General features: G+C 64.2%; 11 protein-coding genes. 5 read left to right on the top strand and 6 right to left on the bottom strand.

Annotated elements, in window-relative coordinates; translation table 11 throughout:
* Nucleotides 1-43: 43 nt before the first annotated feature.
* The gene (locus tag AB3X94_RS06420; protein WP_368611074.1) at nt 44-1,024 is read right to left on the bottom strand and encodes a tyrosine-type recombinase/integrase; all 981 of its coding nucleotides are present in this window, start codon (nt 1,022-1,024) and stop codon (nt 44-46) included.
* A gap of 616 nt (nt 1,025-1,640) precedes the next feature.
* Here AB3X94_RS06420 and AB3X94_RS06415 point away from each other — a divergent pair.
* Nucleotides 1,641-3,173, top strand: a complete 1,533-nt coding sequence (locus tag AB3X94_RS06415) for a diguanylate cyclase (protein ID WP_368611073.1) — start codon at nt 1,641-1,643, stop codon at nt 3,171-3,173.
* 160 nt (nt 3,174-3,333) lie between these two features.
* Nucleotides 3,334-4,641: a solute carrier family 23 protein gene (locus AB3X94_RS06410; RefSeq protein ID WP_368611072.1), complete on the top strand. Its 1,308-nt coding sequence runs from the start codon at nt 3,334-3,336 to the stop codon at nt 4,639-4,641.
* A gap of 62 nt (nt 4,642-4,703) precedes the next feature.
* Here the strand turns inward: AB3X94_RS06410 and AB3X94_RS06405 are convergent, their stop codons facing one another.
* Nucleotides 4,704-6,359 (bottom strand): Na+/H+ antiporter, encoded by a 1,656-nt coding sequence (locus AB3X94_RS06405; protein ID WP_368611071.1) that lies wholly within the window; start codon nt 6,357-6,359, stop codon nt 4,704-4,706.
* 239 nt (nt 6,360-6,598) lie between these two features.
* Between AB3X94_RS06405 and AB3X94_RS06400 the strand changes: the two genes are divergently transcribed.
* Both AB3X94_RS06400 and AB3X94_RS06395 read left to right on the top strand, forming a co-directional pair.
* Complete coding sequence (locus AB3X94_RS06400; RefSeq protein WP_368611070.1) at nt 6,599-7,885, top strand: EAL domain-containing protein; 1,287 nt, start codon at nt 6,599-6,601, stop codon at nt 7,883-7,885.
* A gap of 35 nt (nt 7,886-7,920) precedes the next feature.
* A complete protein-coding gene (locus AB3X94_RS06395; RefSeq protein WP_368611069.1) occupies nt 7,921-8,616 on the top strand; it encodes a copper homeostasis protein CutC in 696 nt (231 codons plus the stop codon).
* A 23-nt stretch (nt 8,617-8,639) separates the two neighbouring features.
* Here the strand turns inward: AB3X94_RS06395 and AB3X94_RS06390 are convergent, their stop codons facing one another.
* Nucleotides 8,640-12,227, bottom strand: a complete 3,588-nt coding sequence (locus tag AB3X94_RS06390) for an indolepyruvate ferredoxin oxidoreductase family protein (RefSeq protein WP_368611068.1) — start codon at nt 12,225-12,227, stop codon at nt 8,640-8,642.
* A gap of 243 nt (nt 12,228-12,470) precedes the next feature.
* Entirely contained in the window at nt 12,471-13,448 is a 978-nt protein-coding gene (locus tag AB3X94_RS06385) for an ion channel (RefSeq protein ID WP_368611067.1), read from the bottom strand.
* A 243-nt stretch (nt 13,449-13,691) separates the two neighbouring features.
* Between AB3X94_RS06385 and AB3X94_RS06380 the strand changes: the two genes are divergently transcribed.
* Complete coding sequence (locus AB3X94_RS06380) at nt 13,692-14,153, top strand: DUF3828 domain-containing protein (RefSeq protein ID WP_368611066.1); 462 nt, start codon at nt 13,692-13,694, stop codon at nt 14,151-14,153.
* Nucleotides 14,154-14,242: 89 nt separating this feature from the next.
* Here AB3X94_RS06380 and AB3X94_RS06375 read toward each other — a convergent pair whose 3' ends face one another.
* Nucleotides 14,243-14,488 (bottom strand): hypothetical protein, encoded by a 246-nt coding sequence (locus tag AB3X94_RS06375; protein ID WP_176109741.1) that lies wholly within the window; start codon nt 14,486-14,488, stop codon nt 14,243-14,245.
* A gap of 77 nt (nt 14,489-14,565) precedes the next feature.
* Nucleotides 14,566-14,796: a hypothetical protein gene (locus AB3X94_RS06370; protein ID WP_176109740.1), complete on the bottom strand. Its 231-nt coding sequence runs from the start codon at nt 14,794-14,796 to the stop codon at nt 14,566-14,568.
* Between the last annotated feature and the right edge of the window lie 6 nt (nt 14,797-14,802).

Here is a 14,802-nt window from a genome sequence, read left to right as displayed (position 1 = left end):
GACCCGCCCCAGTTTGGCGACGGGCCATGCGAGTCTGAGACGTTCAGCCGAGCTTGATCGCCAGCTCGCCAGCGTCAATCGACACGTACCGTTGCAGCATATTCGCGGTCGTGTGGCCGGAAATGGCTCGGAGCTCCAGAACAGTAAGGCCCCGCTTCGCCAGCCGTGTCAGCGCATCATGTCTCAGGTCGTGGAAAGTGAAATCCGCGATACCGGCCCTTGCAACCGCTCGCTCATAGGCTTGCTTCACTGCCTCCATGGAAACGGGGAAGACGTGTCCATCAACGTTGCGGGGCAGGGCTTCGAGCATGCCAACGCACGTGGCCGAAAGCGGAATCCTTCTCGGCTGTCCGGTCTTGGTCACCTGTAGCGTGGCGGTCCGATGCGCCAGATCGACGTCTTTCCATAGCAGCGCAAGGATTTCGCCGCGTCGGGCTGCGGTCTCCAGCGCGAAGACGACGACGGGCTTGACCCACGCGTTCTGGCACTGATTGCAGGCGGAAATGAGTGCGGCCCTTTCCGGTGCCGTCAGTACACGGTCCCGCGCCTTGCCGGATTTCGGCTTCCTGATGAGGCCGACAGGGTTGCTTGGAATTCGAACGCCCCATTCCCGGATGGCGACGCTGAAAACGTGCCCAAGCAGCTGGATTTCCCGCAGTACGGTCCCCGACGAGACTTCGCTCAGACGCGCATCGCGCCAGGCTGCGACCATCTGGGGCGTAATGGTGGAAAGTGCATGCTTCGCGAGGCTGTTCTTCTTGAAGGTTTCGATCCGGTAGGATTCGGCGCGGCTGCCCCGCTTGCCGTTGCTCACCTCCTTCGCGTACCGGTCGAGGAGTTCTCCCAGCGTTGTCTGGCGCTCCTGGGGTCTCTCGATCCACTCTCCGGCGTCGATAGAGCGTTCCTGCAGTCGCGCCCACTTCTCCGCGTCCTTCTTGAGGGTGAACGTCTTCGATTGGGTCGGGTAGCCGATGCGTTTCACGATCGCCTGCCAGCGGTCGTTGCGTTGTCGAATGGTTGCCATCACTGCTCCAAGGGTGACAGCAGGGTGACAAGCCAGTCCGACGAACGGGGGCACATAACGCTAACCCCTTGATTTAACGCTTCGTTGGGGGGGTAGCTCAGCTGGGAGAGCGTCGCGTTCGCAATGCGAAGGTCGGGAGTTCGATCCTCCTCCTCACAAAATAGCCGGACGCGATGCTCACCGCAATCCGATGAGTAGCGATGCCATCTTTCACCGACAAGGCCCGGCATTATCAAAAACAGGGAGCCGCCTGGCTTTCGCGGCTAGCGATTGGCTACACAACTGGGAGAGCGGTCTGGTGGCACGCAACGTTTGAACGTGACAGCCTCGATTGAATACCAAGTGAAGAGGCCAACTATCCATCCGATACGCATTTGCTATCCGAATAATCGGACGACGCCTGGATAACCCAGCGATCAGGCGCAACCCCCCGTCGGACGGGGCTTCCGACGCGCCGATTTTGCGCATTCAGGCGAAAATCCGTCTATGCAAACGTTTGCCGATGCGCCACGTCTGCTACGCTAACGCTTTCGTAGGCCGCGTAATTAACCGTACTGCCGGGACGCGGCCGCCCTTTCACGCGCCACCTTCAGCGCAAGCCAAAAACCAAAAACGCATGTTGACGCGCGGACCGAACAACGTGATTGCGATCAGCGTCTTGCTGGCCGGCGCGATCCTCGCGATCGCCGTGTCGCTGCTCGCACAGATGCGCGAAGATGCGTTGCGCCGCGCGCAAGACTCCATCGGCAACATATCCCTGCTGGTCCAGCGTGACGTGTCGCGCAATCTCGAGATCTATGACCTGTCGTTGCGCGCGGTGATCGACGGACTGAAGCAGCCGGGCGTCCTCGATCTGCCGCCGGCGATCCGCCAGATGGTGCTGTTCGACGGCTCGATCAGCGCACAGGACATGGGCTCGGTATTCGTGCTCGACGAGAACGGCAACGTGCGTTTCGATTCACGCGCATGGCCGCCGCGCGAACAGAGCCATGCCGACCGCGACTACTTCAAGACACAGCGCGCTTCGCCCGACGTCGGCCTGTACATCGGCCGCCCGTTCAGCCGGAACGGCACCGACGAGGACCTGCGCATCGCGCTCAGCCGGCGCATCTCGAGGCCGGACGGCAGCTTCGGTGGCGTGGTGGTCGGCACGCTGCGGCTCACGTATTTCCATCGGCTGTTCGACGGCATGAAGCTCGGGCCGAGCGGCTCGATGGCATTGATGCTCAGCGACGGCACGATGCTGATGCGCCGTCCTTACGACCCGAAAACGATCGGCATCAACCTGACCGGCACGGCCAACTTCTCGCGCTTCGTCAAGCAGCCGAGCGGCGACTTCTTCGGCACCGCGGCGATCGACCGTGTCGAGCGCTGGTACGCGTTCCGCCATATCGACGGCTTTCCGCTGATCCTCGACGTCGCGCTGTCCACGCGCGACATCTACGTCCAATGGCGGCGGCGCGCATGGGTCATCGGCACGCTGATCGTCGCGCTCGACGTGACGATCATCGCGCTCGCGATCCTGTTCTCACGCCAGTTGCGTCTGCGCCGCGCGGCCGAGGAAGAGCTGCGCGAACTGGCGCGCACGGACGGGCTGACCGGCCTGAACAACCGCCGCACCTTCGAGGAGCACGTGAACGACGAATGGCGACGCGCACAGCGCAACGGCAGGCCGCTGTCGCTGCTGCTGATCGATGTCGACAACTTCAAGGGCTTCAACGACCTGTACGGTCATTCGGCCGGCGACGAAGCGCTGATTGGCGTCGCGCGCTGCATCGCGCAGAACGCGCGGCGTCCGGGCGACACGGCCGCCCGCTTCGGCGGCGAGGAGTTCGCGGTGCTGCTGCCGGACACGGATGCGACGGGCGCGCAGCGGATCGCCGAGCAGATCCGCGCGGCGGTGCAGGCGCTGCAATGCCGCCACGTGGCCAGCACGCATCACGTGCTGACGGTGAGTGCCGGAGCAGTAACGGCGCAGGACGCGGCGTTCGCGACCAGCCGCGCACTCGTCGACGCCGCCGACCAGGCGCTGTATCGCGCGAAGGATGCCGGCCGCAATCGAGTGATGGCCTACGGCGCGGCGACGGACAACTCCTCGCGGGCCGCCTCCGCGGTGACGCCGGACATCGACGCGCGCGGCGCGAAGTGACGCGCACCCGGGCCGTGCTTGTCGGCCCGCTTCATGGCCCGCTTCATAGCCTGCTTGCCAGCCCTTATTGCTCTCCGTAAACTCGCGCGTAATTTCGCCGGACCCACGCCGCAGCGCGTGATCGGCACACACCACGCCGACCCAGAGGAGAATCCCCGCGATGGCCGCATCCTATTTCCCCCGCTGGCGCCGCCAGCCTGCCGCCGCCGAGGGCGGCATCGTCGGCATCGACGAGAGGCTCGGGTGGCCGCAGATGTTCGCGATGGGCGTCCAGCACGTCGTCGCGATGTTCGGCTCGACGGTGCTCGCGCCGCTGCTGATGGGCTTCGATCCGAATCTGGCCATCTTCATGTCGGGGATCGGCACGCTGCTGTTCTTCGTGCTCGTCGGCGGGCGCGTGCCGAGCTATCTCGGTTCGAGCTTCGCGTTCATCGGTCTCGTGATCGCGGTCACCGGCTACGGCGGACACGGAGCGAATCCGAACATTCCGGTCGCGTTGGGCGGCATCATCGCGTGCGGTGTTGCATACGGGGTGATCGGTCTGATCGTGGCGGCGGTGGGAACGGGCTGGATAGAAACGCTGATGCCGCCGGTCGTGACCGGCGCGATCGTCTGCGTGATCGGTCTGAACCTCGCGCCGATCGCCGTGCATGGCGTGAGCGGCAGCAATTTCGAGTCGTGGATGGCGCTCGTCACGGTGCTGTGCGTCGGCGCGGTCGCGGTATTCACGCGCGGCATGCTGCAGCGTCTCTTGATCCTGGTCGGCCTGCTGCTCGCCTACGTCATCTACGCGATCGTCACGAACGGCCTCGGCATGGGCAAGCCGATCGATTTCTCGATCGTCGCGAACGCCGCGTGGTTCGGCATGCCGCACTTCATGTCGCCGGTGTTCGACCCGCACGCGATGACGCTGCTCGCGCCGATCGCGGTGATCCTCGTCGCGGAAAACCTCGGCCACATCAAGGCGGTCAGCGCGATGACTGGCCAGAACCTCGACCGCTACATTGGCCGCGCGTTTCTCGGCGACGCGCTCGCCACGATCGTGTCGGGCTTCGCGGGCGGCACCGGCGTGACCACGTACGCGGAAAACATCGGCGTGATGGCGGTCACGAAGATCTATTCGACGCTGGTATTCGTGATCGCCGCGTTGATCGCGCTCGTGCTCGGCTTCTCGCCGAAGTTCGGCGCGGTGATCCAGACGATTCCGGGACCGGTGCTGGGCGGCGTGTCGATCGTCGTGTTCGGCCTGATCGCGGTGACGGGCGCACGCATCTGGGTCGTCAACAAAGTCGACTTCTCCGATAACCGCAACCTGATCGTCGCGGCAGTCACACTCGTGCTCGGCGCCGGCGACTTCTCGCTGAAGCTCGGCAGCTTCGGGCTCGGCGGCATCGGCACCGCGACGTTCGGCGCGATCATTCTGTACGCGCTGTTGAGAAGGAAGCCAACGCAAGGGCCGATTGCCTGAGCTTCTTCTACCGGCACCGGCGTTTCGAGCGCAGGTGCCGAGCCTGATCCAGCAGCGACCTCCTACCTTTTGCGCGCGGTCAGCGCTGTCTCCGACAGATCCACTTCACGCATCAGCTTGTTCATCGTCTCGTCGTTGATGCGCTGGGTGTCGCGCAAATCGAGCAGGGTCTTGCGCTCGGCACGCATCCCCGCGAGCTTCATGCGGAATTCGAGCGCATCGGCACGGCGCGCGAGTTCGCGTGGCGCCTGGTCGTCGTCGAGTGACGCGAGGCGGCGGCGGTACAGGTCCATCACGCGCGCAGTCACGTCGGTTGCATAGGCCTGAGCCGATTCATCGAGGTCCGCGCACTCGGTGTCGTGCAGATGATCGATCGCGCGAATCGCCGATTGAGCGGCCAGCGTGCGCGCGAGCGCTTCCTCGGCCGCGTGCGGGTCCTTGCCGCGCCGCCAGCCGCGCAGCAGCAGCGGCAACGCGGCCACCGCCACCAGCAGCGACAGCAGGATCACGCCCGACGCGATGAAGATCGCGAGATCGCGTCCCGGCAGCGGCGTGCCGTTCGGCAGCACCTCCGGCAGCGACAGCACGCCCGCGAGCGTCACCGCGCCGCGCACCCCGGCCACGGTTGTCACCGACACCATGCGCAACCCCGGCACCGCGTTCGCGACGCCATGTTTCGTCGCGCCGCGGCTAGCGAACCAGCGCAGCAGCCACACCCACGCGAAGCGCATCGCATATAGCGCGAGCGCCACCGCAACGATATAGCCGATCAGCAGCACGACCTGCGCGTCGTTGGTTTCATGCGCATCGAGCAGCGCGCGGCCGAGGATGTGCGGAAACTGCAGGCCGAGCATGATGAACACCATGCCGTTGAACACGAACTCGATCATCGTCCATGTGCTCGTGGCCCGCACTCGCGAGGCGACCTGCCACTTTTCCATGATGCTTGCGTAATTCATCATCATGCCGGCCGCGACCGCAGCGAGAATGCCCGACAGCTCGAAGCGCTCGGCGGTCAGATAGGCGGCGAACGGAATCAGCAGCGTCATCACGACGCCGGGCGCGGGATCGCCTTCCTCGGTGAGATTCAGGAAACGCGCGGACACGAAGCTGAACACCGCGCTCACCGCTGCACCGACCGCGAGGCCGCCCACCGCGATGATCACGAAGCTAACCGACGCTGCGCGCAGCGAGAACGCCCCGGTCAGCGCGGCGGCGATCGCGAACTTCAGCGCGACGAGGCCAGACGCGTCGTTCATCAGCGCCTCGCCTTCGAGGATATGCATCAGCTGCCCCGGAATCTTGCCCTTGCCGGCGATACCGGACAACGCGACCGCGTCGGTCGGCGACAGCACCGCGGCGAGCGCGAACGCGACCGGCAGCGAGATCTGCGGCACCAGCACGTGCACGAAGTGACCGACGACCAGCACCGTCATGAACACGAGGCCGAGCGCGAGCATCAGGATCGCGCGGCGCGCCATGAAGAACTCGCGCTTCGGAATGCGCCAGCCATCCGCGAACAGCAGCGGCGGAATGAACAGCAGCATGAAGATTTCCGGATCGAACGCGACGTGCAAATCGAGGCGAGGCCACGCGAGCATCGCGCCGATCGCGATCTGCACGAGCGGCAACGGCAGCTTGAACGGCAGTGCGCGGGTCAGCACGCCGGACGCGGCGACGGCCAGTAGCAGGATCAGAACGGTGAAGACAATTTCCATCGTGTATTCCGGGTGGATGAAGGGGGGCCATCCGCGCACCGCAACGGTGCGCGCCACGCCCCCGGGCGGCGCACGAACGCTGTCGCCGGTGCAATCTTTCGGGCGAATTACAGCACAGTGTGCGCCAGCGTGCGCATGGAGCTTGCTTAACCGGTAACGATGACGCACATTTTGAGAGACGGTGTCGGTCTCGTTGCCGTTCCCGTTCTGACCGACCGGTTCTCGCGTGAGAGGATTGCATGACGATTGCGCAACAGGACAGGGCGGCGGGCGTGCCGCACGGCTTCGAGGTCGAGGTGACCTCGGGCCTTCGACGCTATTCGGTGCAGCACGGCGAACTGACGCTGACTAGCGTGTTCCAGCCGATCTTCAGTCTGTCGCACTTGCGCGCGGTCGGCTACGAGGGCTTGCTGCGCGCACACGACGCGCTCGATCGCGCGGTGTCGCCGCTCGACGTATTCGGCGACGCCGCGCGCCTCGGCGACGCGCTGCAGATCGACCGGCTCGCGCAGACGCTGCATCTGGAGAACTTCAAGGTGCTCGGCGCGGAGCGCGAATGGTTGTTCCTGAACGTGCATCCGGGCGTGCTGACCGACCCGTATCTCGCGGCCGCTTTGCTCGCGAATCTGCGGCGGCTAGATCTGTCGCCGCGGCGCGTCGTGCTCGAAGTGCTCGAGCAGAGCGCCGAAGATCTCGATCGACTCGCCGACGCGGTGCGCGAGTTCCGCGAGCGCGGCTTCCTGATCGCGCTCGACGATTTCGGCGCCGGCCATTCGAACATCGAGCGGATCTGGCAACTGAATCCCGACATCGTGAAGCTCGACCGCATCATGCTGTCGCACGCCGCGCATCGCGCCGACATGGCGACGATCCTGCCGGGGCTCGTGTCGCTGCTGCATGAAGCAGGCAAGCTCGTGCTGATCGAGGGCGTCGAAACCGAGCACGAAGCGCAGATGGCGCTCGCCTGCAATGCGGACTTCGTGCAGGGGTTTTTCTTCGGCCGGCCGAGTCCGGGTATTGCCGATGCGATCCACACGGCGATTTGCATCGGCGAAGTCACCGAGCGTTATCGCGAGCAGGCCGAGGCACGCGAGCGGCGCAGCGCGAGCCGGCTCGCGCCGTATCTGCGCGCGTTCGAGCGCGCCGCGGAGCGTCTCGCCGCTGGTGAGCCGCTCGACGAGGTGTGCTGGAATTTCCTCGCGCTCGATCACGCGGCGCGCTGTTTTCTGCTCGATGCGAAGGGCCGCCAGGCGGGCCGCAACGTCGTGCTGCGCGCCGATCGCGCGGCGCAGGAAACGCGCTTCCTGCCGCTCGCCGACGCGCAGGGCGCGAACTGGCTGCGTCGGCCGTACTTCAGCGTCGCGATCAATGCGCCGGAGCGCGTGCACGTGACACGGCCGTATCTGTCGATCAACGAGGCGTTGCCGTGCGTGACGCTGTCGGTGGCGACGCGCGTCGGCAGCGAGACCTGTGTGCTGTGCGGCGATATCGACTGGGTCGAGGAAGAACGCGACGCGCGCATCTGACATGATGTCGCTTTAATCGAAATCAGGTTGCGCTCATGTCCGTGCTGCTCGAAGTGATTGCCACGACCGTCGCCGATGCGCGTGCGGCCGCGCAAGCCGGTGCCGACCGTCTCGAACTCGTGACCGCGATGGGCGAGGGCGGTTTGACGCCGAGTGTGGGCTTGATCGAGGCAGTGGTAGCCGCGGTTGGCATACCCGTGAACGTAATCGTGCGGCCGCATAGCCGCTCGTTCGTCTATGACGCCGACGACTACGCGGTGATGCTGCGCGACATCCGTGCGGTGAAGGCGGCCGGCGCGAACGGCATCGTGATCGGCATGCTCGATGCCGAGCGCACGATCGACCGCGACGGTCTCGCGCGCGCGTGCGAAGCTGCCGATGGACTCGCGATCACGTTCCATCGCGCGTTCGACGAGGCGCGCGATCTACGCGAAGCGCTCGACGTACTGCTCGGCTTCGAGGCGGTGACGAATGTGCTGACGTCGGGCGGAAAGCCGTCGGTGCTGCAGGCGCAAGCCGTGGTCAGCGAACTGGTGCGGCAGGTTGACGGCTCACCTTGCACGGTGCTCGCCGGTGCCGGCTTGACGGTCGATGCGGTCGCGGACTTCGTCAGCAACACGCACGTCGAGGCCGTCCATTTCGGCTCCGGCGTGCGCGTGAACGGCAACGGACTCGCGCCCGTCGATCCGGTGAAGGTGATGCAGGTGCGGGCGCTGCTCGACGCGACTTGAGCCGAACAGCGCAACGAACCTACTTACTTCGCGACCACCACCGGAATGCCGCGCAACTGCCCGGCGCCTTTCATTTCCTCGAGCGACTTCTTCACCGCGACACCGGTCGCCGCATCGATGCCGAGGCGTGCGGCGAGGTCGCGCTCGCCACGCTTGACGCCCGCCAGATTGGCCAGCTTCACGTGCCCATAACCGCGCACGCGCGCGTGCAGTTCTGCGAGTTTCGCGACGTCGTCGAGATGGCTCGCGTCGAGTTTCGCCAGCGCGCGTTGCAGCGTGGTTTCGTAGTCGCCCGCGAGCTCGCGCTCCATCTTGCGCTCGAGCGTGCGGCCGAACGGATCGAGCGCCGTGCCGCGCAGACCGCGCCATTTCGCGAGCAGGCCGAGCACGGGCCACATCCACTGACCATAGGTTTTTTTCGTGGGCACGGCGCCGGGCTGCGGGCGCGTAAGGGTCGGTGGCGCGAGGTTGAAGCGGATCGTGAAGTCCTTGCCTGCGACACCTTCGAACTGCGCTTCGAGCGCATCGCGGAACGCGGCATCCGTATGCAGACGCGCGACTTCGTACTCATCCTTCACCGCGAGCAGCCGATAGAACGTCGTCGCGACCGCGCGCGTCACGAGCTCGCTCGCCGCATCGACGGCGGATTCCGCGCGCCGTGCCGCATCGACCAGCGCGCGATAGCGCTTCACATAAGGCGCGCCACCATACGCGAGCAGACGTGCTTCGCGATGCGCAATCAGTTCGTCGAGCGTATCGACTCGCACGCTCGGCTTCGGCGCATGTCGCGACTGCCACAGCGATTCGAGCGCGGCGGGATCGGCCGCGGCCATGCGCCCGATCGAGAACGCGAGTTGATTCATCTGCACAGCGACGTTGTTCAGTTCGATCGCGCGCATCATCGCGGCGAACGACACCGGCACCAGACCGAGTTGCCATGCGAAGCCGAGCATCAGAATGTTCGCGCCGATCGTATCGCCGAGAAAACGCGTTGCGAGCGCTTGCGCGTCGCACGTCGACATGCGCTCTGCACCCGCCGCGTGACGCATCTTGTCGATCAGCGCATCGGCATGCAGCGTCGCGTCGGGGTTCTGCACGAAGCTCGCGTTCGGAATCGCATGCGTGTTGACGACGATGCGCGTGCGGCCATGCCGCACCGTCTGCAGTGCATCGGCACTCGCGCCGACCACCATGTCGCAGGCGAGCAGCACGTCGGCCTGCTGCGTGTCGATGCGCACCTGGTTCAGCCATTCGTCGCGCGCGGCGAAACGCACGAACGACAGCACCGAGCCGCCCTTTTGCGCGAAGCCCATGAAGTCGAGCACCGACGCGCTCTTGCCTTCGAGGTGCGCGGCCATGCTGATCAATGCGCCGACCGTCATGACACCGGTGCCGCCCACTCCGGTGACGAGGATGTCGTACGGCGCGGCATCGAGTGGCGTCGCGGGAATCGGCAGCGCGTTGACCTGGGCAGCGAGCGCCTGCGGATCGAAGGCGACGCCCGCGGCCTTTTTCAATGTGCCGCCTTCGACGGTGACGAAGCTCGGGCAAAAGCCGTTCACGCACGAGTAGTCCTTGTTGCACGACGACTGATCGATGCGGCGCTTGCGACCGAGCGCGGTTTCCACCGGTTCCACCGACAAACAGTTCGACTGCACGCCGCAATCGCCGCAGCCTTCGCAGACTTCTTCATTGATGAAGAGCCGCTTGTTCGGATCGGGGAATTCGCCTTTCTTGCGACGGCGGCGTTTTTCGGCCGCGCAGGTCTGGTCGTAGATCAGCACGGTCACGCCGTCGGTGTCGCGCAACTCGCGCTGCACGGTGTCCAGCTCGCTGCGATGGTGAAACGTCGTGCCCTGCGGAAACTGGCCGTGATGACCGTCGTATTTCTCGGGCTCGTCGCTGACCACGACGAAGCGCGACACGCCTTCGGCTTCGACCTGTCGCGCGATCTGCGGCACCGAGATGCTGCCGTCGACGGGTTGACCGCCCGTCATCGCGACCGCGTCGTTATAGAGGATCTTGTAGGTGATCGTCGCTTTCGCGGCGACCGCCTGGCGAATCGCGAGAATGCCCGAGTGAAAGTAGGTGCCGTCGCCGAGATTCTGGAACACGTGGCGGGTCTTCGTGAACATCGAATGCGCGGCCCAGTCGACGCCTTCGCCGCCCATCTGAATCAGTCCGGTCGTGTCGCGCTCCATCCACGACGCCATGAAATGACAGCCGATGCCGGCCTGCGCGATCGAACCGTCCGGCACTTTCGTCGACGTGTTGTGCGGACAGCCGGAGCAGAAGTACGGCGTGCGCTTCACGCTGTCCGCCGCGTTCGACAGGATCTGCGGCGCGACCAGATCGACGACGCGTTCGCGGCGATCGAGCGCCGGCTTGTGCTTCGCGAGCCAGTTCGCGAACACCGGCAGAATGCGCGACGGCCGCAATTCGCCGAGCGACGACAGCAGCAACGTGCCATCTTCGGCGTGCTTGCCGATCACGACCGGCCGCGTGCCTTGCGTGCGGTTGTACAGATAGTCCTTGATCTGCTGCTCGATGACGGGGCCCTTCTCTTCGATCACGAGTACTTCGGACAGGCCCGACACGAACGCGTCGATGCGCGTCATCTCCAGCGGAAACGACAGCCCGACCTTGTAGATGCGCACGCCGGCCGCGTCGAGATCGGCGACGGTCAGATCGAGCCGGCGCAGCGCTTCCATCAAATCGAGATGCGCCTTGCCGCACGTGACGATGCCGACGTTCGCGTGCGGGCTCGGCGCGATCCATTTGTCGATGCTGTTGATGCGCGCAAACTGGCGCACCGCGTCGAGCTTCGCGTGCAGACGCGCTTCGATCGTCAGGCTCGGCAGATCGGGCCAGCGGTTGTGCAAACCGCCGGCTGGTGCTTCGAATTCCTGCGGAGGTGTCCATTCGGTTTGCAGCGCGTCGAGATCGACGGTCGAGCCCGATTCGACGGTCTCCGAAATCGCCTTGTAGCCGACCCACGCGCCCGAGAAGCGCGACAACGCCCAGCCGTACAGGCCGAATTCCAGCATGTCCGCGATGTTCGACGGATCCACCACCGGCATATGCCACGCCATCATCGCGAAGTCGCTCTGATGGGGCATCGACGACGACACGCAGCCGTGATCGTCGCCGGCGACCACCAGCACGCCGCCGTGCGGCGACGAGCCGTACGCGTTGCCATGCTTCAGCGCATCGCCCGCGCGGTCGACGCCCGGGCCCTTGCCGTACCACATCGCGAATACGCCATCGACGGTACGCTCGGGATCGGCTTCGACGCGCTGCGTGCCGAGCACGGCGGTGCCGCCGAGTTCTTCGTTGATCGCGGGCAGAAAGCGGATGTCGCTCGCGGTGAGCAGTTTTTTCGCCTTCCACAACTGCTGATCGACCATGCCGAGCGGCGAGCCGCGATAGCCGCTGATGAAGCCGGCGGTGTTCAGGCCGCGGGTTTTGTCGAGCGCGCGCTGCATCAGAGGGAGGCGCACGAGCGCCTGGGTGCCGGTCAGAAAGATCCGGCCGCGCGTCGCGGTGAGATTGTCGGAAAGCTTGTAGTCGGCGAGAGCGGGCGTGCCGTCGATGGGCAGGCGAGCGGTCATGGGGGAGTCTCCAATGTTCTGGCTCGGCGCGCGGGTGGTGGGGTCACCGATACCGCGCAGCGAAAGAGACTCTATTTTTTAGCGCTCGCGGGAGTGAATTATTGCTTCTTTAATCGGGCGTGCGCGAATGGGCGCGATGACTCGCGCGTTTCGGCCCGCTTTTGAGCCGGATTTTCCAGGCGGCGGCGCGCTTCGGGTATGCCCTGGGTATCGTGGGGGCGTCGAATGGGACTGTGGCTATTGCTACTGCGCGGTGTTCGCCGCGATGTCCGGTTGGAGCGGCGCCGCATCGAGCGGCACGATCTCGTCGAAGTGCGAATAGTCGATGTGGCTCACGCCGTCTTGCTCGCTCATGATGTCGACGAACCGGTGCTGCCAGACGATCTGGTCGCAGGTCCACATGTGGCGCGCCTGCATGGTTTGCGACGTCGATTCGTCGATGCCTTCGAGCGTGAGCAGCAGCGACACGTCGCGGCCCTTCAATGATTCGGCGTTTTCGCCGAACAGCGGACTCGCTTCGTCGATGATGTGCATCAGCGTCCAGCCGAGCTTGAACACCGGGTGCTGGTCGCGTACCAGCGTGAGGTCGTAGAGCTTGCGCAGCGTAAAGCCTTCGATCGACGTTTCCAGACGCATGATGCGCAGCCGCGCGCGTGCCTCGGCGATCACGTTTTGACGCGCGTTGGCCGAGCGCACCATCAACGTCATGCGGCCGTCGATCGGCCGGATCACCGCATAGCGCGCGAACATGATCTTCGCGTGCGGCCGCGAAAAGCGCGCGAAGATCAGCCCGGTCGCCAACGCGATGCTGGACATGCCGATGAAGATTTCGAGCGTCGCGATCCAGTGCGCGTAGACGGTTTGCGGATGCATGTCGCCGTAGCCGACCGTCGCGAGCGTTTCGACGCTAAAAAAGAACGCGCCGCCGAAGCCCTTCGGAAACTGATTCGCAATCGGCGCGTCGCCGAGCATGTAGAGCATGGCGAACACGGTGTTGAGCAGCAGAAACAGCAGCGCGAGCGACACGAAGAACACCGGCCAGCGCACGCCGAGCGCGCGGTGATACAGGTCTTGCCACAACGGCGTCGGCATACCGTGCGCGATCACCATGCGATCGTCGAGACGCATTTCGCGGCTGCCGCGCGGGTGGCGCCTCGGCGCGCTCGTGTCGGTGTCGGGGTCGCCGAGCGTGGAAAAACGGTCTGACGGTTCGCTTGCCATCACGCGCTCGTGGGGATCAATACAGGCACAGCGTAGCATGACGCGAGACTCATGCAATTGACTAGAACGTGCCGATCAGCTTGATTTCCCTCGTAACTGGCACGGTATTGACGAAGGCTATATTTTTATTCAAAAAAGCTATCTCTATTTAAAATGTTTTCGAGATAATAAAATATCTTGGTTTGTTTTGGATTTGCTGTATGATTTCTAAATCAAAATATGATCGAGATAATCTAAAATGTCATGAGAAAATATCTGGCGATTTTTGTTGCCACGCTGTTGCTGAGTTTTAACGGCACCTCATATGCAGGAAACCCGACCCACGCCGAACAAGCAACTCCCGAGACCCGCGTAAGAGATTTCTACGCATGGTTCATTCCGCGCCTGGCCGCAGACCGAGACTATCCGATCATGGAAAAGGAGATATACAGGCACGTTGTAAAACCAACCGTCGATTTATTGCGAAAGCAATATCAGGCCAACAAATTGTCCGAAGATGCGGAGTACTTCACGAAAGTACAAGACTTCGACGAGAAAGATTGGTCCGGGCATATAGCGGTGCATCCAGTCTTCATGCTCGACGGCGTGGCGCTCGTGGCTGTTACGTTCGGCTCGAAAGACAAACAGACCAATATCGTGTTTTTGCGCCAGGAAAACGGAATCTGGAAGATCACCAAGGTCGTAGACACGCGCGACTATCGCTGACAGCTCAGCGTTACCTTGCGTGGCGACGCGCAGCGCTCAAGGCCGCCACGGCGCATTTCGACGCGGCCTCAAAAAGCGCGTCGACAAGCTTACGGAAACACGTGCGGCTTCGGAATTCCCGCGCCATGCTCGATATCGTCGACGGCCTGCCGACGCGCGCTTTCCACCGCTTCCGCTTGCTCTGCAAAGCCCGCGTCGCCGCCGACCGTGGTCCACGGCTTGACGGCCTTCTCGCGATGACGGATTTCGTACTCCGCGTCCCAGCGCGCGCCGCTCAGTTCGAGCGGACGAACGTGAATCGAATACACGCCGTATTGGAACAGCTGTTCAGCCATGATCGCCTCCACCCGGTCGAGCCCGCAGCGGCGCGCCGATGCGCGAGCACGCGCGACGCGCTGCCCCTTGGTTCGGCCTACAGTTCGATTTCCCCGAGGATACGATGTGCGAGCGCTTTGGCTTCTTCGAGCGCTTCTCCCGGCGTCGACGACGTGGAGTCGACCTCGTAGAGCGTGGTCTCCTGATCGTCGCTGGGTTCGCCCTCGTCGCGCGCGAGGGTGACGACACCTTGAAAGGCGTCCTGTGCGACTTCCCTTATCGACGCAGTGGCCGTGTAGATCCCTTTGGTGTAGGTGACGTCCTCCATGGCCTC

The organism is Paraburkholderia sp. BR10923 (assembly GCF_040948765.1).
GTDB lineage: Bacteria > Pseudomonadota > Gammaproteobacteria > Burkholderiales > Burkholderiaceae > Paraburkholderia > Paraburkholderia youngii.
The sequence above is the reverse complement of the archived record's forward strand: the minus strand, read 5'-3'. Positions and strand labels throughout refer to the sequence as shown.